This is a genomic window from Gardnerella sp. KA00255 (assembly GCF_049244095.1).
Classification (GTDB): Bacteria; Actinomycetota; Actinomycetes; order Actinomycetales; family Bifidobacteriaceae; genus Bifidobacterium; species Bifidobacterium vaginale_F.
In genome coordinates, this window is record NZ_CP058374.1 from 1,409,573 (window position 1) to 1,434,173 (window position 24,601).

At 42.5% G+C, this 24,601-nt stretch carries 10 protein-coding genes and 1 tRNA gene; 8 read left to right on the forward strand and 3 right to left on the reverse strand.

The window, feature by feature from the left end; translation table 11 throughout:
• The first annotated feature begins 9 nt into the window (after positions 1–9).
• Both HXT51_RS05610 and HXT51_RS05615 read left to right on the forward strand, forming a co-directional pair.
• Positions 10–9,684 carry a fatty acid synthase subunit beta domain-containing protein gene (locus HXT51_RS05610; RefSeq protein ID WP_421776377.1) on the forward strand — a complete coding sequence of 3,225 codons (9,675 nt, stop codon included), beginning with the start codon at positions 10–12 and terminating at the stop codon, positions 9,682–9,684.
• A gap of 252 nt (positions 9,685–9,936) precedes the next feature.
• Complete coding sequence (locus HXT51_RS05615; RefSeq protein ID WP_421776378.1) at positions 9,937–11,988, forward strand: PASTA domain-containing protein; 2,052 nt, start codon at positions 9,937–9,939, stop codon at positions 11,986–11,988.
• Positions 11,989–12,054: 66 nt separating this feature from the next.
• Here HXT51_RS05615 and HXT51_RS05620 read toward each other — a convergent pair whose 3' ends face one another.
• Positions 12,055–13,725, reverse strand: a complete 1,671-nt coding sequence (locus HXT51_RS05620; RefSeq protein ID WP_421776379.1) for a zinc-ribbon domain-containing protein — start codon at positions 13,723–13,725, stop codon at positions 12,055–12,057.
• Between the two features lie 351 nt (positions 13,726–14,076).
• Between HXT51_RS05620 and HXT51_RS05625 the strand changes: the two genes are divergently transcribed.
• The 5 genes from HXT51_RS05625 to HXT51_RS05645 all read left to right on the forward strand — a co-directional run bounded on the left by HXT51_RS05625 (position 14,077) and on the right by HXT51_RS05645 (position 20,401).
• Positions 14,077–14,628: a holo-ACP synthase gene (locus tag HXT51_RS05625; RefSeq protein WP_421776380.1), complete on the forward strand. Its 552-nt coding sequence runs from the start codon at positions 14,077–14,079 to the stop codon at positions 14,626–14,628.
• 106 nt (positions 14,629–14,734) lie between these two features.
• Positions 14,735–14,808: transfer RNA gene (locus tag HXT51_RS05630), tRNA-Gly, on the forward strand.
• A 170-nt stretch (positions 14,809–14,978) separates the two neighbouring features.
• Positions 14,979–17,402 (forward strand): GH25 family lysozyme, encoded by a 2,424-nt coding sequence (locus HXT51_RS05635; RefSeq protein ID WP_421776381.1) that lies wholly within the window; start codon positions 14,979–14,981, stop codon positions 17,400–17,402.
• Between the two features lie 326 nt (positions 17,403–17,728).
• Positions 17,729–18,697 (forward strand): glycosyltransferase, encoded by a 969-nt coding sequence (locus HXT51_RS05640; protein ID WP_103084821.1) that lies wholly within the window; start codon positions 17,729–17,731, stop codon positions 18,695–18,697.
• A 69-nt stretch (positions 18,698–18,766) separates the two neighbouring features.
• On the forward strand, positions 18,767–20,401 hold the full coding sequence (locus HXT51_RS05645) for a glycosyltransferase family 39 protein (protein ID WP_421776382.1): 1,635 nt from the start codon (positions 18,767–18,769) through the stop codon (positions 20,399–20,401).
• Here HXT51_RS05645 and HXT51_RS05650 read toward each other — a convergent pair.
• Positions 20,336–21,301, reverse strand: a complete 966-nt coding sequence (locus tag HXT51_RS05650) for a DMT family transporter (protein ID WP_421776383.1) — start codon at positions 21,299–21,301, stop codon at positions 20,336–20,338. The two genes, HXT51_RS05645 and HXT51_RS05650, sit on opposite strands and share 66 nt — an antisense overlap.
• A gap of 111 nt (positions 21,302–21,412) precedes the next feature.
• Positions 21,413–23,209, reverse strand: a complete 1,797-nt coding sequence (locus HXT51_RS05655; protein WP_421776384.1) for a phosphotransferase — start codon at positions 23,207–23,209, stop codon at positions 21,413–21,415.
• A 214-nt stretch (positions 23,210–23,423) separates the two neighbouring features.
• Here HXT51_RS05655 and HXT51_RS05660 point away from each other — a divergent pair, with 214 nt between their 5' ends.
• A complete protein-coding gene (locus HXT51_RS05660; RefSeq protein WP_421776385.1) occupies positions 23,424–24,557 on the forward strand; it encodes a LicD family protein in 1,134 nt (377 codons plus the stop codon).
• The last annotated feature ends 44 nt before the right edge of the window (positions 24,558–24,601 follow it).

Consider the following 24,601-nt stretch of genomic DNA (forward strand, 5'->3'; position numbering starts at 1 on the left):
GGAAATATCATGACAACATACTTTTTTGATCGACTCGCTAAAGATCCTCACGTGCTTGCTTTCGCAGGACAATCAACTCCATGGGTTGATGCTCTTCGATCCTTGCGCGATGACGCAGAATTAGATGCTGAGCTTCATCGTTACGAGTCAAGCGCAAAAGCATTATTGTCTCCAATTTACGCTGAATTATTAGCTAATGCAGGCGGAGACGTGAACGTATTTGATGCAATTGATAATAAGCATATTCATGCATCAAATGCACAATTAAGCGTTCCTGGAATTGCTTTAGCACAGTTAGGCGCAGTGCTTGATTTAACTAATCTTGGTTATAACTTTGAAGTTAATAAGCCATATTCTGTACTCGGTCATTCTCAAGGTGTGATTGCAGCAAGAATGGTTGAAGCTCGTATTAAAGCTGGATCTTGGCAGAAAGCTCGCGCTCAAATAGAAGAATTACTTGCTTGCGCTTACATAATTGGAGCAGCAGGTGATCGCGAATCGCGTATGCTTGAAATTTCCGGTGATGGTGATTTAACCCCAATGCTTTCTCTTAAAGGCGTTACTGAAAAGCAAGCAAAAGCATTGATTGCACGTGTTGAACGCACTAAAGGCACAATATCGATTGCTGTAAAAAATTCTCGCAATCACGTTGTGCTTTCAGGATATCCAGAAGATATGGAAGCTGTTGCAAACGAAGCGCAGAAAGAATCTAAGCGTTCTAAGAAATTGCGTGAGATGAAAGTGCGCGGAGGATCCGTATTTTCTCCTGTAGCTGAATATTTAGACGTAACTGTTCCGTTCCATTCTCCAATGATGGAAGCTGCAGTTAAGCAGGCTGAAGATTGGGCTGATGAAGCTGGTTTGAATGTAGAACTTGTGCGCACTCTAGCAGATGAAGTATTAGTTAAGCCTGTTGATTGGTCTGAGCTTGTTAAAAATGTGCTTGAAAACACAGACGCGCGCTCGCTTTGGGTTATAGATATGGGTCCTGGAGAAGTACTTGGAAAGCTTACCGGTGTGCTTGTTCAAGGTACTGGCGCTGGAGTAGTTGAAGCTGCTTCAGTGAATTCTCGCGCAAAGCTTTCAACAATGGATTGCGCTCCTGCTCGTACGGGATGCTGGGATGATTTTGCACCTCGCGTTATTGAAACTCCTGCAGGAAATAAAGTTCTTACAAAGTTCAGCAAACTGACTGGTAAAGCTCCTGTGCTTCTTGCAGGTATGACTCCAACAACCGTGGAGCCGGAAATCGTTGCTGCAGCTGCAAATGCTGGATATTGGGCAGAGCTTGCTGGCGGTGGTCAAGTTACCGCTGAAGTTTTTGATCGTCATATGAATTCTCTTACAAAGCAGCTTAACGAAGGTTCTACTGTTGAGTTCAATGCTATGTTTATGGACCGTTACTTGTGGAATTTGCAATTTGGTTCAAAGAGAATAGTTTCAAAGAAACGTCAATCTGGCGCTCCTATTGATGGTGTTGTAATTTCCGCTGGCATACCTGAATTAGATGAAGCAAAAGAGTTGGTTGCTTCTTTGCATTCAGACGGATTCTCCTATGTGGCATTTAAGCCTGGAACTGTTGATCAAATTCGTCAAGTTGTGCGAATTGCGAAAGCTGTTGCTCCAGCGATGATTATTGCACAAGTTGAAGGAGGATCTGCAGGCGGACACCACTCTTGGGAATCGCTTGACGATTTGTTGATTTCAACATACGCGCAAGTTCGTGAATGCGATAATTTGGTACTTGTTGCCGGCGGTGGTATCGGTACTCCTTCTCGCGCTGCAGATTATATTTCTGGACAGTGGGCGAATGAATATGATTTGCCTAATATGCCAGTTGATGCTGTGATGATTGGTACAGCTGCAATGACCGCTAAAGAAGCGCATACAAGTCCTGAAGTAAAGCGCATGCTTGTAGAAACTCCTGGAATTGTAGCTCCAAAAGCTTCTAGTGTTGAAGGATTTGATGATGATCCATTCGCGCCAATGGGAGAGCGTTGGGTTCCTTCTGGTGGTGTAGTTGGCGGAGTTACAAGTGGTTTAAGCCATTTGCATGCAGATATTTACGAGTTAGAAAACGCTTCTGCTCGCTGCGGTCGCTTGCTTGTTCATATGATGAAGCATCCTGAAGAACTTGAAACTCGCAGAGATGAGGTTATTAGCGCTCTTAATACCACAGCTAAGCCATATTTTGGCGATGTTGAAACTATGACTTATGCGCAATTTGCTCAAAGATTCCTTGATTTAACTTATCCTTTGGTTGATCCTACTTACGCGGATCGCTACTTGCATTTGCTCCAGCGTATTGAAGCTCGTCTTATTTCTCAGGATTCTGGTGAGTTTACTTCGATTTTGCCAACTCGCACGCAAGTTAGCGAACATCCTCAAGATGCTTTGGATGCGTTACTTGAAGCTTTGCCTCAAGCTCGTGAACTTAACGTTGTGCCAATGGACGCAGCTTGGTTCCCAACTTTGGTTCGCGAATATCCTAAGCCAATGCCATTCGTGCCAGTTATTGACAATGATTTGCTGCGCTGGTGGGGTCAAGATCAGCTTTGGCAGTCTGAAGATTCGCGTTATTCAGCGGATGCTGTGCGCGTAATACCTGGCCCTATTTCCGTTGCTGGTATCACGACTATGGATGAGCCGATTGCGGATATTCTCGGTCGTTTCGAAGCAGCTATGATGCAGCGCGCTAAAGATTTAGAGTTAGATGAGAATAAATTAGACAAGAGCAAATCTGATAAGAATAAGTCTTCTAAGTCTGATAAGTCTTCTGAATCTTCTGAATGCTATGATCCTAAAGCTTTTAGTCAGATTTCAGATGCTAAAAACGTTGAAGCTTACGTGCGTGCATGCCCGAATATTTCTTGGGTTGGCCATGTTACTTCTAATCCGGCTTATGGTACTAATCTTGGCGATGAAAATTATGTGATTAGCGTTATTAGTGAGAAAAATGACGTTATTCAGCTTGATTTAGACGTTAAGTTGGACACATTCTGGGATGATGAGAATTCAAATGATTCTGATAATTCTAAGAAGAATTCTCAAAAGACTGGCAATAAGTCTTCTAATAAGTTGCCTAAGCTTAAGCATGCTGTGCGCGATATTGTTATTCCGCTTACAGTTGACGCAAGTCGAGCAGGAAGCATACCAGTAGTTGACCGCGAACGCTTACCAAAGCACGTGTACGATATGCTTGCAGCAACCGCTGGTATTGGAAACACGGCGATTACAGGTGACGTACTCGAATCTATGCCAAAGGTTGAAACAGCTGGAACAGAATCTGAATTACCAGAAGATTTGCTTAACGAAGGTTATGAGAAATCTCCATTTGGATTAGTTCACTCATCTTATACTTTCTCTCGCAATCTTGGAATTGATCACGAGTCAGCTACTGCTGGAAGACTCCCAGATGGATTGCTTGCTTCTCGCATTGTGCCTGACGCTTTAGTTGGACCTGCTTGGCCAACTATTTACTCGGCTTTAGGTTCTGTGATGGTAGATGGTTACCCTGTTATTGAAGGCCTTCTCAACGCTGTTCATTTAGATCACTTAGTTGAACTAGATGTTGATGCTGAAGAATTCCGCAAGTATGTTGATAAAAAGATCAACTTACTCGGATGGGCAGAGCCTTACGCTGAATCTGCTTCCGGACGCGTTGTAACAATTCACGTAATTCATACTGCAGCCGATGGAACTCGTTTGGCTCACGAAACAGAGCGCTTTGCAATTCGCGGACGCAGCTTTAGCTCAGCACTTCCTGTGCCAGCTGCACAGTATGGTGATTCTGCAGAATTACACGGATACGAAGTTGAGGACACTCCTCGTCGTGCTTTGCGCAGAGTAGTAATTCGTGCGCCACACGATATGACCGCTTTCGCTCGTACTTCTGGAGATTTCAATCCAATCCACACTTCTAAGCGTGGGGCTGCAATTTCTGGGCTTTCTGCGCCTCTTGTACACGGTATGTGGCTTTCTGCAACAGCTCAGCATGTAGCTCAAGCAGTTGACGCAAAGGGCGCTCGCTATGAGTTAATCGGCTGGTCTTACAACATGTACGGCATGGTTCAGCTTGATGACGAAGTAGAAATTACGGTTGAGCGCGTTGGTAAAGTTCGCCGCGGCGGTCTCGCTTTGGAAGTTACATGCCGAGTTAACGGGCAAATTGTGTCTAAAGCCAGTGCGCTTACTCGCGCTCCACGAGCAGCATTCGTATACCCGGGTCAGGGTATTCAAAAGCAAGGAATGTCTCTGGATGAGAGAGCAAAATCGCCTGCAGTGCGTGATACTTGGGAAAGAGCTGATAAGCTTACTCGCGAAAAGCTTGGATTCTCAATCCTCGCAGTTGTGCGCGATAATCCTAAGGAGCTTACAGCTCACGGCGTAACTTACCGTCATCCTGAGGGATTGCTGAATTTGACGCAGTTCACGCAGGTTGCGCTTGCAACAGTTGCTTTTGCTCAAACAGCTCGTCTTCGTGAAGCAGGATGCGATATTTGGCCTGCATACTTTGCTGGTCACTCGCTTGGTGAGTACAATGCTTTAAGCTCCTTCGCGCAAATTATTCCGCTCGAAACTGTGCTTGAATTAGTATTCCATCGCGGATCTACTATGCATCATTTGATTGAGCGAGATGCACAAGGTCGCTCAAACTATCGCATGGGCGCGCTTCGTCCAAACCAGTTCGGTGTGGATGATGAAGGTGTTAATGCTTACGTTGACGGAATTTCTAAAGCTACTGGAGAATTCTTGCAAATTGTAAACTACAATTTGGCAGGTCAGCAGTATGCGATTGCTGGAACTATTAAGGGCTTGAAAGCTTTGCAAGCCGACGCTTCTAAGCGAGCAAAAGAATATGGTGGTAAGCCGCCATTCATGTTTGTTCCAGGAATTGACGTTCCATTCCACTCTCGAATTCTTCGAAAGGGTGTGCCGGAATTCCGCGATAAGCTTGATTCGCTTCTCCCAGAGAATATTGACTATTCTCGTTTAGTTGGAAGATATATTCCTAACTTAGTAGCTGTGCCTTTCGAGCTTACTCGTGAATTTGCGCAGAAGATTTTGGATGTTGTTCCATCTGAGCGTATTGAAGCAGCTTTGGAAGATGAAACTACGTGGAAATCTTATGCAGATGATGAGCAGAAGCTTGGTAGATTGCTTCTTACAGAGCTTCTTTCATGGCAGTTCGCTTCTCCAGTTCGCTGGATTGAAACGCAGGCTCTTATGTTTGCAGATCGCGCTCGCGGTGGTCTTGGCGTTGAAGAATACGTGGAAGTTGGTTTAGGAAATGCTCCAACTTTGGCAAATCTTGGTGCTAAAACTCTAGCTTTGCCGCAGTTTAGTGGCGAAAAGGTAACTGTTTATAACGTTGGCCGAGATGAAGGTCGCGTTTATATGACAGACACGGATTCGCTTGTGCCAGAAGTATTTGCTGATGAAGATAGCACGGCTGAAGCTACTTCTGTTGCTCCTGCTGGTTCTACTACTACTGCGAATGCTGCTCCTGCCGCTGCTGTGCCGTCTGCCGCTCCTGCCGCTTCTCCTGCTCCTGCAGCAAGCGGACCTGTAGCAGACTTGCCATTCAAAGCATCTGACGCAATCTCAATGCTTATTGCTTATAGCGCAAAAATCCGTCTTGACCAAATCGGAGATACGGATACAACGGATACTCTTACAAACGGCGTATCTTCGCGCAGAAACCAGCTTCTTATGGATATTAGCTCCGAGCTTGGCGTGGCAAGCGTGGATGGTGCAGCAGAAGCTCCAATGAGTGCTCTTCGTAAGTTGGTTGATTCCGTTGCTCCGCGCTATAAGGCTTTTGGTGCTGTGCTTTCCGATATTGTGCGCGAACGTTTACGTGCGCTTTTCGGTGCGGCAGGCGTGAAGCCAGCGCAAATTGATAAGCGTATTTTGGAAGTTTGGCAGTTAGGTGAAGGCTGGCGTGCTCACGTGCTTGCGGCTTTGGTTTTGCAAACGCGTGAAGGTGCTAGCGTGCGCGGCGAAAATCTTGCGCAAATTTCAACTGAGCCAGCAAAGAACACTTCTGCTGCGGATGCGTTAATTGACGCTGCAATTGCGCAAGTCGCACAAGCTCACGGCGTTAGCGTTTCTCAGCCTGGTGCTGCTGGTGGTGCAGGCGGTGCTGTTGTTGATTCTGCAGCTCTTGATGCATTTGCTGAACGCGTTGTTGGAGCGGACGGCGTACTTGCTGCAACAGCTAAGTTTGTGTTAGCAAAGCTCGGTGTTGAAGCTCCTAAAGCAGAAACTGAGAGTGACGAAAATGCTGCTGTTGTGGCCGCTGTTGAAGCTGAGCTTGGTGCGGACTGGCCAAAGCAAGTTGCTCCTCGATTTGATGAGCGTAAGGCGATTCTTTTCGACGATCGCTGGGCTTCTGCTCGCGAAGACGTTGCTCGCTTGTATTACAAGTATGCTTGCGCTAATAGTAATGCAACTTCTGCAGCTGCAACTTTTGCTGATGTGAATCCTAATGATGTTGAAGCAATCCTAAACAATATTGGAAGCTTCTTGGGAGCTGGTGAATCCGTTGCTGCTGAAGCTGCTTGGTTCGCAAAGAAATCTCAAGAAAATCATCTGAATAATCTATCTACAATATTTAATCGCATTTGTGATGATGCTCGCGCGAACGTGAAGGATTCGTCTTATGCGGCTAAAGACAGTGGATATGCAACTCGATTTGCCTCAGATGTGGCCGTTGTTACAGGCGTTGCTCCTAACTCTATTGCTGCTCGTGTTGTAACTGGATTGCTTGAATGTGGTGCTACGGTTATTGCAACTTCTCACAGTTTCAAGTCGAGCGTTAAGTCTTGGGCAAAGAAAGCTTACCGTAAGCATGCTTCAATGGGTGCAAAGTTGTGGCTTGTTCCAGCAAACTTGTCTAGTTATCGCGATGTTGACGCGCTTGTAAAGTGGGTTGGCACGGTTTCAAAGAAGGTTAGCGGTGCAACAACCACGATTTTGAAGCCTGCTTATGAGCCGAGCATGTTCTTCCCATTCGCAGCTCCACCAGTTCACGGCACTTTGGCTGATTCTGGTTCGCTTTTTGAATCGCAATCAAGACTTATGCTGTGGGGTGTTGAGCGCGCAATCGCTGGATTTGCACAGATTGGAGCAGATACAGATGTGCAACATCGTATGCACGTTGTGTTACCTGGTTCTCCAAACCGCGGTATGTTTGGCGGCGACGGTGCTTATGGCGAAGTCAAGAGCGCTTTCGACGCGATTGTGAATCGTGCGCATGCGGAAAGTGTGTGGTCAGATCGCGTTACATTCGCTCATCCTAAGATTGGCTGGGTGCGTGGAACTGGCTTAATGGGTGGAAATGATCCGCTTGTGGCTGTAGTTGAACGTCATGGCCTAACTACCTACTCAACTCAAGAAATGGCAGATCGTTTGCTTGATTTGTGCACTAAGGAATCTCGAGAGCAGGCTGCAATAGCTCCTCTGGACGTAGATTTTACTGGCGGATTAGGCAAGGAGCCTCTTGATTTGAATGCTCTTCGTGCAGAAGCGCTGGAAGATCAGAAGCGTGCGGAAGAAGCAGAAAAAGCTGCTGAAGCTGCTTCAGAAGAAACTGTATCGTCTGCAATCTCCTCTGCAAAGTCAACAAACAAAGCTTTGCCAACGCCTTACGTGCCAACTCAAGCACATGTGAACTTGGCTGATTGGAAGAACGTAACAGCGCGTCCAGAAGACGAAATCGTAATCGTCTCAGTCGGCGAGCTTGGTCCATGGGGTTCCGGACGTACTCGTTTCGAAGCAGAACTTGGAATTCGCGAAGACGGATCCGTGGAGCTTTCTGCAGGAGCAGTACTGGAATTGGCTTGGAATATGGGCTTGCTCACTTGGCAGGATTCACCAAAGCCAGGCTGGTATGATGCGGACGGCACGCTTGTTCCAGAAGAAGATATTGCAGAGAAATATCGCGATGAAGTAGTAGCACGTTCTGGTATTCGACCATTTGAAACCGGAATGGGTGGCGATTACAAGGATGGAGCGAACGAAGAAGAAGCAGAAATCTTCCTCGATCACGACGTAACTTTCAGCGTGCCAACAGAAACAATTGCGCGCGAATACGTGGCTCTCGACGAAGCACACACTGAGATTGCTCGTGATGCTGAATCGGGAGAGTGGATTGTTACGCGCAAGGCTGGATCTGTTATTCGCGTTCCGCGCAGAGCTGCAATGACCAGAACTGTTGGTGGACAATTCCCTAAGGGCTTCGATCCGCTAAAGTGGGGCATTCCAGCTTCGATGGTTGGAAGTGTTGACACGATTGCATTGTGGAATATCGTCACAACCGTAGACGCTTATATTTCCGCTGGTTTCACGCCTTCTGAAATATTGCAAGCTGTGCATCCTTCAATGGTTGCTTCAACTCAAGGCACCGGTTTCGGCGGCATGAGTTCAATGCGAAAACTGTATTTGGATCGATTCTTGAACCGTGAAATACCTACGGACGTATTGCAAGAAGCACTTCCAAACGTTGTTGCAGCGCACGTAATGCAAACATACATCGGCGGTTACGGAAACATGGTTCAGCCTGTGTCTGCATGCGCAACTGCAGCGGTTTCGCTTGAAGAAGGCGTTGATAAGATTGCTCTCGGCAAAGCTGACTTTGTAGTAACTGGTGCAATTGACGATATCGGCGTGGAATCCGTGGTTGGCTTCGGCAATATGAACGCAACTGCCAATAGCGAAGAAATGTATGCTAAGGGCATAAATCCACGATTCTTCTCTCGCGCAAACGATCGCAGACGCGGAGGCTTCCTTGAAGCACAAGGCGGCGGTACGATTTTGGTTACTCGCGGCGATATCGCTTTGAAGCTTGGCTTGCCTGTTGCTGGTGTGGTTGGTTTCATTCACTCCTACGCTGACGGCATTCACACTTCTATTCCTGCTCCAGGCTTGGGTGCTTTGGCTGCAGGCATGGGTGGAGCTAAGTCTAAGCTCGTGCGAGATTTGGCAGCTCTTGGCGTTACTCCAGACGATATTGCCGTGGTTTCTAAGCACGATACTTCCACGAACGCAAACGATCCGAACGAATCCGAGTTGCACAATACTCTTGCGCATGCAATCGGACGTACGGACGGCAATCCACTGTTCGTAATCAGCCAAAAGACGCTGACCGGTCACGCAAAGGGCGGCGCGTGCATCTTCCAAATCAACGGTTTGACACAACTGTTTAGAAGTGGCGTAATTCCTGGAAATGCATCGCTTGACTGCGTGGATCCTAAGCTTGCGCGCGACGACCACATGGTTTGGTTGCGTGAGCCGATGCGTATTGGTAACGGTGCTGGTTCCGGCGTTGGTTCTTGTGCAGTGAAGGCTGCTCTCGCAACTTCGCTCGGTTTCGGTCACGTTAGCGGATTTGTGGCATTGGTTCACCCTGGCGCTTTTGAGGCGGCTGTTGCTGCTAGCGCTGGTGTCGATGCGCTTGAAGAGTGGCGTTCAAAAGCAAATGCTCGTTTGGCTGCAGGTCAGAGGAGGCTTGAGGAAGGCATGATGGGTCGATCGGCTTTGTTCGAGCCTGTTGAGAATCGTCACTTGCTGAAGGATGGCACGCGTCTTCCAGATGGCACTCGCTACGACGGCCACGAGGCAGAAAAGGCGATGCTGCTTAATCCTGAAGCTCGCCTTAATGCAGACGGATACTACTGCTGAGCTTCTGATGTATTGACGCATTGAAATAAATGCACAACCAGAGCGGAAACATTTGCTGGTATTTTCTCCGGCTTTTGTTTTCGCTCTGTTTGTTTTTGCTTTGTTTGTTTTACTCTGTTTTGTTTTTGATATAAATGCTTGTAATTTTTCTGGCATATTTTTCGCATTAAAAAATCGCGTAAGTAGCTGTAGTATAGAAATAAGAATTTGTTCTGTAGATGAGATTGTTGCGTGCGTGAGAGAAGGTTAAAGATGTTTTGCGAGAACTGCGGCAATAAGATTGATGGAAATGATAAGTTTTGTACAAAATGTGGTGCAACAGTAAGCGACTATCAAAATCAGCCTAATTCAAATCAACCTAATCAAAATCAGTTCAATCAGAATCAGCCTAATCAAAGTAATTCGCGTAATCAAGGAAATCAATTTAATCAAAGTAATCAATTTAATCAAAGCAGCCCGGTAAACGCAGGTAATCGACAGAATATTGCTAATCGAAGAATTCAGAATAATCGTTCAATTCCGAATAATCCAAACAATCCTGGAAATCTGAATAATCCAAACAATCCTGGAAATCCGTCAAGATTCAACAATCCGTCAAGATTCAACAACATTCAGCGTCCGGGTAACATTCAGAATCCGGGCAATATCCAGCGTCCTGGCAATATCCAAAATCCGGCTAACATTCAAAATTCAAGCAGCAATAATTTCTTCGCTAAAAATCGCAATTTAGTTATTATTTCCTCATGCGTAGCTGTAGTAGTTTTAATAGTTATAATTTGCCTTACTGTTTTCTTAACGAGCTCGCATAATTCAAATAACTCAGCTTCTTCTTCATACAATCTCGTAGTGCCTAAAGCTGATTCTTCACAAAAAGCTGAAGATGTTATTCAAGATCTTAAATCTAAAGGATTCAAAACTCGTTTAATTAAAGAATTTAGCGGTGAAGAAAAAGGCAATTTCGCAGGATTTGCTAATACAAAAGCCGGCAAAAAATTCCCTAAGAATGGCGTTGTAACCGTAATAGAATCCAAAGGTCCGGGCATGCCGAAAAGGGGAGTAATTGGAAAAACTGTTGAAGAAGCAACATCTCTATTAAAATCAATGGGGGTGCCAGTAAAAGTTTACAAAGTAGCCTCACTTCATCCTGGAAAAATTGCCGCAACTAACCCAATGCCAGGCGAGCCTTTAGATGAAAATAAAGAAATCTTCATAGGTGTTGGAGAAGAAAATAAATATCCTGACAGCGAAAAGTTTGTTCCTGTTGAATTATTTGATAAGGATAAAGACGAAGCTTACAAAATGATGTCTGATGAAGGATTCAAAGTTAGACTTGTACCAAGGTATTCATCTCGAAAACACTTAGGCAAAATTGTTGGGTCTAATCCTGGATTGGGACAATTACATTGGGCAGATCCCAACATAACGCTTTACTATGGTGCTGATGCTTCCGAAACGAAGAAAATGTTCACTAGCAAGCGCGAATACGGTGAAGGCAACCATGCAACCGTAGTTTCTACATTAGTTCCATTTGTTGGAAAATGGTGCACGAAGTCCGGAGATTGCTTAGAGTTTGAAACAGGGCATTACAATGTTCAAGATCCGGAAGAGAACACGGATCTTCTTCTTCGTGGCTCTCATGCTATGGAAGATTTAGCTAGCGATGACAGTAGAAAGTATCATCACAGTTTTGATATGTGGCAGTATACGCAGCAATTATTAGGCGATGCAATTGACACAGATGATAGTAGTGAAAATAAGAATTCTCTGCCTTTGCACAATACATTGCTTTTTGGTGATTCCGGTATGGTTGATATTTTCCGCGATGGTGGAGCGCCTTATTGCGGTAATAAAATAGTTGAAGTTCATTCAGACTATTGCATTAATGGAAAGATTTATTCGTATGAGGATTTAGATAACGATTCTCGCTTTGAGGATTACAAGTCTGATTACAGGAAGATTCCTGGAATGAATCAAGGGCTTGTATTTAAGATGCGCGCGTATTTTGTGCTTGTTCCTGTTAATGCGAAGCTTGATGAAGTTGAAGCAAGCGGATTCTTTAAGGGCGTAGGTAGCACGAAGCCTGATATGAATCGTCCGTTTATTTTGCGTCGCGACCCTTCTAGCTATAGCGAATCCGAGCGTGTGGCCGACGCAAAAGATAGCGATTTACGCCACAATCCGTTTATTCCGACTGAATTTAATAAGCCTATTCCTTTTGCTCCGGCTCCGGATGATTCAAATGCATACTATTTAGTTGAGAAGCCGTTTGATTGGAATAGTTTTGTTGAAGACAGAGAATTGTAAAACTATGTTTAGATGGTAGCTTTATAAGTGTCTTCTGATGTAACTTCTTGTAGCTTCTTATAGCTTTTACAATGATTCGCTAGGGGAAGTGTCCCAGTTGAAAGGTTCTTCCACAAGATAATACGCGTTCGAATCGTCCGGGGCTGGAGCGAATGGCACAGCGCGACTACGCTCCGTAGGTATAAACGGATTAACCCAATCGTCTCCTTCAGCCGGCAAATTCTTGCGTGTTTCTTTGTATAGCTTAGGATTCCTGCGCAAAATAAACGGACGCGTCAAATCTGGTTTAGTTTCACCTTTTCCAACGAAATATCCGCTATTTAAAAGTTTATCGAACTTCGCGCCAACAGGCACAACTACCATAAAATCTTGCATTGTGTAGTAGAGACCAACATCCTTACCTGGATCATGAGTAATTTCATCAAGCTTCTTAGGGTCTCTAATAAAATCAACATATTTTCCATTTACGCACGCAGATCCATATCCAGCAACAAAAATATCATCGTCACCGCATTGTATAACTGCGCCGCCAGCATACAATTCAACTGCGCCGGTATCTCCAGAAATAAGATTATTTCTCATGTATTTTGTATTAGGAACGTTTTTATCAAACACAGCCCTATCTGCAGGATCCTGGCCTGCTGCCGTCAATGTGAGTACGCCCCTAAGGTTTATTTTGTCTGTTTTATCTTTATCAGGTATTCTGCCGTTTTTATCTGCAATATCTGCCGGTATAAGATCCTCAATATACTTCTCTTCCGTGTCTAATTCGGACACTCCACTCATAAGACGAGGAAGAAGATTTATGCAATTACCACTCTTCGTGCACCACTTGCCTATAAAAGAGGCAGCGTGATTTACAAGATATATCGTTTGATTGCCTAAATCCATCGGCTCAGTCACCACATCCTTAGCTTTGGATGCGTCAACGCCGTAGTAAAGCGTTACGGATTTTGGATTTCCTTTAGTGCCCAAAGCTGGATAAGCACCAACGATTTTGCCGAAATATTTTGCAGAAGAAAACTTCGGTCGAAGATCCACGCTGAAAGGCTTAGAAGATAGCATGTCCTTAGCTTTTTCTTTATCCATTCCAAACACGTTTACTGGCACGCCGTCAGTGTTTTCTCCAACTGCGATATGTATTACGTCGTCTTTACCAACAGCGTTTCCAGGCACTGGGCTGGAAGCAACGATTTTACCTACTGCAGAATCAGTTGCTGGCACGTGGTGAAGCTTCACAGTAACACCCATCGACTTCACAATTTTTTCGGCTTTTTCTAAACTTGCGCCGACAACGCCTTTTTCTGGTACGCCAGGACCTTTAGATTCCACTACTTCAACAACGTGATTTTTATCTACTCGATCGCCTTGTTTTACATTCTTATAGCGTACAAAATCTCCTGAGTTTTTAGCGCTAAACTCTTTTATTAAACGCGCATTTGCTCCTTTTTTATGTAACGAGTCAACTACGCTTTGAGCGCTTTGCGATTGTGAAACTTTTGGTATTACTATGCTTTGAGAAGTAGAGAATAAGGAAGAGTGATTTTTATTTGATACGTATAACGCTATTCCTGTGCAAGAGCAGATTAAAACTAACACTACTACTGCAATTATTGGTATCATAAACTTTTTTTGAGTATAAAAAGGCTTTTTGCTTGCATTATCTGCAGGAGTGCCGCATTTTGTGCAAAACTTGTCGCTGCTCTCAAGTTTATTACCGCAATTTATGCAAAACATGTGCAACCTTCTTACTCATATTTTTCTCTTCAAATTACTAATGCAATCTTACGATTACCGCTTTATATATTTGCGCGTAAGGTTCTAAAATTTATGCTTTTTTGGGGAGTTGTGGTAGTTCATGTATAAAATGCTGCTGAAGCAACATAATCTATTAATTTCTTATAAGATTTCTTATTCTATGAGAATTTATTAAAATAAAGCTATTTGCACATTTCGTGTCATATTGTGAAGATTTGGTATATCTGTTGGTATATCTGTTTATATATCTGTTGGTATACCTATTGACATATCTATTGATGATATATCTGTATAGTCTGTATAAAGTTGTTACGTCGGAAAGGTGTGCGCATGATTGCAGGACTTGGCCACGATATAGTCAGCGTTGCGCAGTTTGCTCAGCAGATGCAGGATAGCAACGGCTGGCGTGCTCTGTTTTCTGTGCGAGAACTCCGACAATGTGATCTTCGTGCGCAAGCTAAGAATGATGAGAAAGCATTACATATTGCCGCACGCTGGGCCGGCAAAGAAGCTGTGATTAAAGCGTGGTCTGAAGCGTTATGCACAATAAATAGCCCTTACCCATATACTTTAGACAACATGCCGTGGGCGAGTATTGAGATTCTTAACGATTCTCATGGTTGCCCTCGCGTTATTCTCGGCTCAGATGTTCATTCTCAACTTGTAAAATCGCTGGAAAGTGTCTTTGCTAAGAATCCAGATGTTAAGAATCCAGATGTTAAGAATCAAGATGTTAAGAATCAAGATGACAGTAAGCGTTTGGATCAAGTACTTGAGAACTTAGACAATAAAATCCGCTGGCATATTTCACTTACTCACGATGGATTGTTAGAAGATGATTCAGCTTTTGCATCCGCTGTTGTAATGCTAGAAGTCTTATAGAAAAATATAAATTATAAGAAAATATGTATGCGCACTTGTGTCGATGTCAAAAGCACCTGTATAATTGGACGAGTCGCCATTTTGCGGTAAGTAGAATGAGATGATTGCGGACGTAGCTCAATGGTAGAGTCTCAGTCTTCCAAACTGATTACGCGGGTCCGATTCCCGTCGTCCGCTCCACTTGATTTCTCAGCGAGTATGTCTCATATTTCGCTGAGATTTTTTATTTTCTGTCACATTTTGGGAAATAACCCAGAAATAACACTTAAAATCAGCCTTAAGAATCACAATATTTTGAATGTGTTTGTGCATATTGCTATGGTTATAAAGGCAAAAACGCGTAAAAACATATGTCTGGAGGATTTGTGGGACAGATTATTGTGCGTGTGCTTGTAGGTTTAATATCAGTTGCAACTGCTTTCAGTGCGAACGTTTGTGGACCTCGTCAAAAATTATCGTTAGTGGATAATGCTGAATCGAGTGTTGTTCGTCAAACGTATGCAGATTCGTCTGATGATTTGCGAGCTAAATTAAATCAATCAAATAATGTTAATAACTCATCTTCTATTCCTAACAATCCGAATGTGGAGCTTCCTAAGAAGATTAATTCATCAGTTCCAAACGATGCTGAAGTTGTTTCTTCAAAGTACGCTTTCACAAAGGATGGGAAGTTAAAGTCTCTGGATACAGGAAAAACTGTAACTGATAAAAAACTTGTCGGTACAAAAGATCATCCTGCTGATCCATTAGAGCTTACGAATGGCGTACGATTTGAACCTGTAAAAGTTTCAGAAGTTCGTAAAGCTATTGTTCAATCAAATAAAGCTAACGCGAAATCTAACGCGAAAGATAGCGCGAAAGATAACAATAGTGCTTCGAATAATAATCGTTCAAGCAAAGAACAAGAACTAAATTCGTCAAATAAGCCAACTGTTAAGAATGCTACTTTTAGTGAAGCCTTGAATCAGAATATTTCTGGAACAGTCCGCACAACAAGCAGCGTACGAAATATAGCTGTTTACGGAAACGAATATGGTGCTCATTGGGATACAGATGATTCAGGTGCCGTAACATTCATTGATGGTTATGACAATGTTTTTGCAAGAAATGCAACTGCTGTTATTGACGTTTCCGAGCATCAGAAGAAGATTGACTGGGAAAAGGTCAGTACTTCAGGCGTTGACGGTGCTATTATTCGCGTAAGCTACGGCTGGGATAACGGATACGATAAGCAGGCAAGGCGCAATATTAGCGAATGCAAGCGTTTAGGTATACCGTTTGGCGTTTATCTTTATTCTTATGCTGAAACCCCAGAAGATGGTGCTTCAGAAGGCGTAGATTTAGTTAAAAAATTGCGTGGCTTAGGAGTTAAGCCTTCCGACTTAACTTACCCAGTGTATTACGATTTGGAAAAATGGAGCTGGAGCGGTCACAATCCTCCTAATTCTCCGTATGTTTATCAGGATATTGTTGCTTCATGGTGGAATCAATTAGTTGATGCAGGCTATGACAATCTTGCTATCTATTCATACGCGAATTATTTGAAGGGTCCGCTTAATTCAAGCTTCATACATGATCGTACAAGCTGGGTTGCAAGTTATGGAATGCGCCCTGGATTTGATATGACAACTCCGTTAATTGGATGGCAGTACACTTCCAGTGGAGATATTGATGGTATTGATGGACGAGTGGATTTGAACGCATTTGGCATGGCCGATGGAAGCGTTATTACAAGCGGTCCTTTGATGCATTTCGGCAGGGTATCTGTTCAGTCTTCAGAAAATAACGGAACCGGTTGGAATATTAGTAAGAATGGACGCCGCGAAGTATGGAGCCGTGGTGGTGACAAGTTCGTGCTGCAATATGAATTGCGTGACGCTTACTACTCTCACGGTGGATTCAACCGTCTTGGCGCGCCTGTTGCCGATGAAGAGAATTTAGGTGGCGGCTGGTGGCGTCAGAAGTGCCAGAATGGTGACGTTTGGACTCACGGACGTAATAAGAAGTTCGTAATTCAATACGAGTTGCGCGGATCTTATTATGATCATGGTGGCGAGTCTCGTCTCGGTGTTCCTGTTGCCGATGAGGAAAACATTGGTGGCGGCTGGTGGCGTCAGAAGTGCCAGAATGGTGACGTTTGGACTCATGGTTCAGATAAGAAATTCGCTATAATGTTTAATCTCCGTAGCTCGTTCTATAGGCATGGTGGTACTCCTCGTCTTGGCGCTCCTGTTGCTGATGAGGAAGACATGGGCGGCGATTGGTGGCGTCAGAAGTGCCAGAACGGTGATTTGTGGACTCACGGACGTAGCGAGAAGCTTGTAATTCAATACGATTTGCGAGATTCCTATTACAATCACGGAGATTGCAATCGTCTTGGTGCGCCTGTTGCTGATGAGGAAAACATTGGTGGCGGCTGGTGGCGTCAGAAGTGCCAGAACGGTGACGTTTGGACTTACGGACGAGATACTAAGCTTGCAATAATGTTTAATCTGCGCGGTTCGTTCTACAAGCATGGTGGTACTCCTCGTCTTGGCGCTCCTGTTGCCGATGAAGAAGACATGGGCAACGGCTGGTGGCGTCAGAAGTGCCAGAACGGCGATTTGTGGACTCGCGGCTCGCGCGATAAGTTCGCAATATTGTTTAATCTTCGCAAGGATTATTACGCACGCGGTGACTTTGAAAAAGTCGGCGGACCTGTTGAAGATGAACATTACGACGGCAAGGGTATTTGGCGTCAGAAGTGCCAGAATTCCGTGCTTGAAGCGAGATAAGTAATAATTGCAAATTAGTAATTATTAGCAATAATCAAGCAATAAAAGTAATAATTTAAGCAATTATTAATCGAATGGCCGGTGTGATAAGCATGCCGGCCATTTTCATATGTAATTATCGATGTGAGTGCCCGTATTTGATGCAACTTTTATCAGATACTGGTTGTATATTATACTTTTTATTTGTGAAGAATTCTGCTGATAATCGTCAAAATACTGACAGTCAAGATGTTGATTGTAAAATCAGAGATATAAATAACAGGGATATAAATAACCTAGATATAAAAACGCAAAATATAAAAACGCAAAATATAAAAAATAGAAATATGGAAGATTTACAGATTAAAGCACCAGTTTTATACATTGTTGTGCCTTGCTTTAATGAAGAACAAGGACTTGCAACTACCGCGGAAGTTCTTCGCAATAAAATGAATAGCCTTGTATCTCGTAGGCTTATTGATTCTTCTAGTCGCGTAATTTTTGTTGACGATGGGTCTAAAGATTCTACTTGGGATTTGATTTCTTCGTTTAATACCTATGATCCTTCACTTTTTGGCGGTGTAAAACTTGCGCATAATCGCGGTCATCAAAATGCTCTTTACGCAGGACTTATGTATGCGCGTGAGAAGGGCTGCGATGCCGCTATTTCTATGGATTCTGATTTACAAGATGATGTGAATGCAGTAGACGCAATGCTTAGAAAGTTTGTTGAAGAGCATTGCGAGATTGTTTACGGAGTTCGTTCTTCGCGCAAAAAAGACACGTGGTTTAAACGCAATACTGCTTTGGCTTTTTACAAGGTTTTTGCCGCAATGGGTGCGGAGGTTGTTCCGAATCATGCGGATTATCGTCTAATGAGCGCTCCTGCTTTGGATGCTCTAAGCGAATACAGTGAAGTGAATCTATTCCTTCGCGGAATTGTGCCAATGCTTGGATTTAAAACTGGCAAAGTTTATTACGAGCGTGGTGTAAGAACTGCCGGAGTTTCAAAGTATCCTTTGAAGAAGATGATTTCTTTCGCTTTAGAGGGTATTACTTCGTTTTCAGTTAAGCCGCTTAGGTTAGTTACGTATATGGGATTGCTTTCTATTGTTATTGCTTTCGCCATGTTTATTTACGTAATTGTTTCGCTGTTTACTAATCACACTGCTGTCGGCTGGTCTTCGCTTATGTGCTCAATATGGTTTATTGGCGGATTCCTTATGATTTCTATGGGCATACTTGGAAGCTATATTGGCAAGATTTACTTGGAATCTAAGCATCGTCCGCGTTACTATATCGAGAAATCTTTGTAAATATAGTCTTTATAAATACAATTTTTGTTAAGGCGCTTTGTGAAAGCAATCTTTAAAGGGGTTAAAAGTATGATTGAGCGTTTTCAGCATGTAAGCGTAATGCTCGGGCGCTTTTTTAGCAATGCTATTGTGTGGTGTTCAGCCATATTTTTCAGCGCATTAGCACTACTTAGCTTAATTCTTTCTGCTCATCTTTTCCCGGGGGAGTACAGACTTGAGTTTTTGTGGTTTCAGTCTCCATTCGTACTCGCTTTAAGCGCTTTATTATTCTTTATTTTCGCGTTTTTAAAGAAGCGAAATATTTTTGATAAGATTCGTATTCGATACTTTGCAATAGCAGTTTTTGCTTATGTGCTTATATTAGGATTCTTGTGGGTAAGGGTCACTCATACTTGGCCTGAATGGGATTCTGTCTATATGTTTAACGCGGCGCAATATTATGCGGATCCTAATCGAGAACCTATAAATTGCGCTACTGATACGTCGGAATTATCGTGGATTGTTTGCCCGGGCGGTTACCTGACTCGCTTCCCATTCCAATTCCCGCTTCTTTCTCTTATGCGATTTTTGGTAATCATTTTTGGCTCTAATGCGTATCTCGCTTTTGAAGTATTGAACGTGTTATGCGCTGCTATTACTGGAATTCTTATTGCATACTACGTGAATTTGTTATTCCGTAATAAAAATGTGACTATTCTTTCTCTGCTTTTGTATGCAGCGTTTTTGCCTATGATTTTTTACGCGACTTTTGCGTACGGTAATACTGTGTGTTTGCCGTTTGTTTTTGGCGCGCTTATCTTCCACGCTAAGAATATTAAAAGCGGAAGTTGGCTTAACGCTGTTCAGGCGCTGATTTGCATATTCTTTGCGATATTGCTTAAGTCAACTATGGTTTATTTCCTACTTGGAATGATTGTTGTGTGGATTGTATCTGCATTGCGTTCTAAAAAGTGGGAGCACGCTGTTTGCGTATTGCTCGCGATTGTGTTCTTTGCTTTAAGTAATGTTGCTGTAGCAAGTTCAGCTAATTCTTTTGGCCATAATGCAAAAAATGGTTTGCCTTCTACTGTTTGGCTTGCAATGGCAACTGATCCGTCTCGCAAAACAGGTCCAAATAATCCTGGATGGTATAACGGATATCCTACGAGCTTCGACGTTAAAACATATAACAAGGATAATATTAAGAAAGAATCTACAGCATTATTACGCAATAATCTTAAGCATTTCGCAAATAATCCTGCAGATGGTTTTAGCTTCATAACTAAAAAGTTTGCTGGAGAATGGCTTGAGCCAACCTATGAATCTTTGCTTGCAAGTAGTTGGAAGTGGAGCGGCCCAGGTAGGCCAGTTTTGATTGAGCGTAAAATGAATCCTGTTTTAAAGTCGCTTTATTCCGGAAAGCTTGGCTTTATTACGTTTACATTCTTGGATGCTCTTCAATTTATGCTTGTAGCTTTTAACGCGCTATTTTTATGCGTAACTTTGCGTAAGAAAAAATCTATTTCTTGCGAATATTTAACGCCTTTCGTAATTGTATTCGGTATTGCTGTTTTGTATCTTATGTGGGAAGCACAATCGCAATATATTTTGCCAGCATACTTGCTTATGATTCCGTTTGCTGCGCAAGGTTTTGATATGCTACTTTCGCGCTACGAAAATCGTGCTACACATAATAGTAATGCAGCAAATCCAAGCGATAATTGATGGCATTGTTTGGTAAATTATGGAGGATGCAATCATTCCCCATGCAGCGTACGTGACGTTTGCTGCCATTGCGCGAGAAGCTCCTACTTGTGCAATTCCGCGATAATAGCTTAAATATGATCCTGTTCCAAGTAAGCCTATTGCAATTAGCATTGATATAGTTGCTAGAAGCTTAGAGGATGCGAATATGCTACTTACTGAAATATTGGCTGTGAAGCATAGTATTAACGCGATTATCGTGTAAGAAATAGCAGATACTGTTTCTCTAATGTGTAAGATTGTTTCGTCGTCTGCGCTTTGTTTTCTAGTCGCCCACGCGCATACTACAGCTTCGCTGCCCCAACCGATTACGCTTAAAAATGCCCCAGCTAACCCTAATAGCGTGTTTGTAATGTTTGCAGAACCTAGTGTATTTTGCGCATCAGAGCATGAATAATATCCAAGTGCTCCTACTGCTATAAGAGCTAAAGTGAAAGCTGCGTACTTTTTTGCGCTTAAACGTTCTTTTAGTACGATTGCAGAAAGAACTGCTCCAAAAGCAGGGTACAGTGCGGAAATTGCTGCAGCGTATCCTGCTCCTATATTGCTTGCTGCTAAAACGTATCCGCTCATACCAATAGGTCCGCCAAGTAAAGATCCTATGATAATAGGCGTGAGAATTTTTGGCTTTTTTAGTATTTCAAAAGTTTTATTCCACTTTTTTCTAACGCTTATATAAGTCCATATGAGTATTGCGCATACAATATCGTGAAGTAATGCGCCAATAATTCCTGTGAAGATTACTAGAGCAGTGTTGTTTTCGTAAGATGCGTTATTTGCAAATACGAATGATGCAGTTAAAAGAGCTAGAAGAGCTGTGTCTACTCCCCATAAAAGTCCACTTAGAAACGAATATTTCATAAATACCTACTTGCTGTTAGAGGATGTTCGTGATTTGTTTCTGCTTGTTTATCTGTAGCTTTCTTAGATGCTGCTTATTCAGCTTCCGCTTGCTTGTTGTTAGTTTGTCGATTATTTGTTATTTTCATAAGCTTTTAAAGCTTCATTAATATAGCGTTTCGCATAGCTGTAGTACGTGTACATGCAAGTCCCTATATTTTCGCCTTCTGCTTGTTTAACAAGTGACCACAAATGCCAGCACCATCCTGCAAATCCTATATAAGCCAGTAAATGACGCTTTTCTTGTGCTGACGGAGTATGTGCTAAATAAACAGACATAGCTTCGTTTATCTCAGTGTTATTGAATTCGTCTGAAACGCATAAAGTACCAAAATCTTGAGCGTAATCAGACATTCCAGCATATTCCCAATCGATAAGATGATAGCGATTGTTTTGATCTATTAAAATATTTGCGCCTAGTATGTCATTATGGCAAAGGCAAGTATGCGTTCCGTCTTGAGTAATTACAAACTTATGAAGCTTGTCAGCTAAAACACTCAAGTCTATGATTTTTTGCGGTATTTCCACATTTCTATCGTTAAGCTCTTTCATATAGCGCTGAGATTCTGCGTAAAAATCAAAGTTGCGATGCACGCTTTCGTTACTTTCATGCAAAGAACGAACTAATTTCAAGCTTTCTCGTAGTTGGTTAGAATCATGCATATCCGCAATATGGCAATCTGGCAAAAATCGTGAAATCTTCCAACCTTCTTTAGTGTCTGCTGTAATAAAAGTGCCATCTAAACCAAGTTTTTGAGCCAATTGCAAAGCTTCAGCTTCGGCTTGTCTATTAATAAGCACATCTGTTCCAACGCCAGGATGCCTATAAACGTATTCGCTATTTCCAACCGAAAAATGGCAAGATAAATTAGTAAGACCTTTTTTAAGCGGATAAACGTTATGAATATCGGATTTTTTGCATTTAAGCGTTTGAGTGATATGGTCAAAAATTGCGCTATCAATATTTTCTAGGAAAAGTGGATCAAATTCGCGCAGCTCATCAATAGAATCAAATTCGTGAATAATTGGCGTATCGTACTTGCGCATTTGCATGTCGAGTTCGTCAATGTGTTCAATAAAAATATCCTCCCAAAGCTTTCCTGCAGTTTGCGGCAAATCGTATTCTTCACTAAGAATTTGCATAAATCGCTTAGAAAATGCTTCGTCAAAATACACGTGACCAATCATGTACCAAGCGTTACTTCCGCCAATCGTGACTTTTGTAATGCGATCATGCGCTCCGCAAGTCATGCACCATTCTTTAGTGTATCCTTGCTGGAATTGTGCGGAATAATAGGCTTTCCAAACGTATTTTTCAAATGGATTTTCGTCGAAATAATTGTCGGATGAGCAAATATAAGTGTTTGATAGTTGGTTTGCTACTGCCATAATCGAGCTGTTATTATTACGAGTTCTGTACTCGCTATTTGGCACGATTTTTACGTTAAAAGCGTCTTCTAAGTAGAAAAATTGCTCTTGCTTGTAGCCAACAACAACTGTTATATCGTTAATCCCAGCTTCATGAAGCTGCTTGATTTGGCGTTCAATAAGAACTTCTCCTCGAACTTTGATTAGTCCTTTAGGTAGCTCGTATGAAATAGGGGAGAATCTTGAAGAAAAGCCTGCTGCCATAATAATAGCGTTGCGCACTTTATACGGTTCAAGAGATTTAATGCCTTCTTCAGTGATACGCAATTCGTTTGCTGTTTCAATAAGATTTTTATTTTCTGCGCTTTTTATTGCCGAATTAACAGTTCCAAGTGAAAGCCCTGATTGCAATGCTATGTCTCGCTGGCTTAATTGCGCACTCATGTTTTTGTTATTTAATAGCGTTGTAAGAAGCTTAAATTCGTTGTAATTAATAGCCATGCGAGCCTCGCTTGTGGTTGATGTTTTGTTCATTATACAACAAGCGTTCAAAAATAGCTATTAAATTTTTATTTTGAACACCAATGATGTTAAATTTTACAAACTTTAAAGCCGTTTAAAGAATAGGTCGCTTGCAAGCAGCAAAACGTATTATAATAAATAACCATATGACTTTCGCTAATAGAAGTGAGAGAAAGCAACAGAAGGTGTAAGTATGGCGTCTGTATTTCGTAAGCTAATGCGCAAATTTATTGAGCATTGTCCTTCGTCAAAACGTTCAATAAAAGATCTTAGAGCGCAAGTTAGCGATTTACAGGCCAGCGTAGATCGCATGCAACGCATATTAGACGAGCAATTGCCGCGAATTCTTGAAAACCAGCGCAATATGCATGTTGACATGCTTACGAATCGAGAGCATGCTTCTCTTTTAGCTTGGGCAAACTACCGACATGACAACGAAAGCGATTTTGACGCTCGCAAGCGTTTTTACTATGGTCTTCCTCAAGCAACGGGTTCTGTGCGACTTATTCAACGCGGTTGCGCTTCGCTTTTAAGTGAATTTGCAGCGGTTGCTAAAGAATATAATTTGCGATATTGGGCTGATTTTGGCACTTTGCTTGGAACTATTCGCCATCGCGGATTTATTCCTTGGGATGACGATACAGATTTAGGAATGATGCGAAGTGACGTAGATAAGCTTCTCGAATTGCTTAAAAAAGACGAAAAGCTGTCTAAACGCTATCGCGCAGTACTTGTATTTGACCCTTACGTTTTCTGCAGACAGCTTAGATTGCGATATAAAAATTCTGAAGATCCTAGCTTTATTGATATTTTCTTCTACGATTACATGCCTAAATACGATGAGCATACTAAGAGAAGGTTCATTGAAATTCGTGAAGAGCTAAAGGAAGATTTGAGATCTAGGCCTTTTTATAATAAGTGGCTTGCAAACGGATATTTGGAAGATGGCGAAGAACTTAGTAGCGAAATAGAAAATATTTTCACTAAATATCAAAATATTGCAAAAAGTGAAAATATTATTGCGAATGAATCTAATAGTAATGAGTGCAATATTATTTACGGGCTTGATAACGTCGATTCTGAATTAATATACACATCTCAATATGAGGATATGTTCCCACTTAGGCAAGAAGAATTTGAAAAATTCGAAATTCTAGTACCTAATAAAGCAGAAAAAATTCTCTTCAACTATTACGGGAATATTTATCAGCTTCCTTCAGATATGGTTTCGCACTTGCAACATGTAAGCCGTGAATTACTCAACGACAAACATACTATTGAGGCGATTAAGCAAGATATTGAAACTAACCCTTACGCGCGTAAATAGAGAACAAAACATAAGGGTTAGTTACATTAAACTTATTGGCGTTA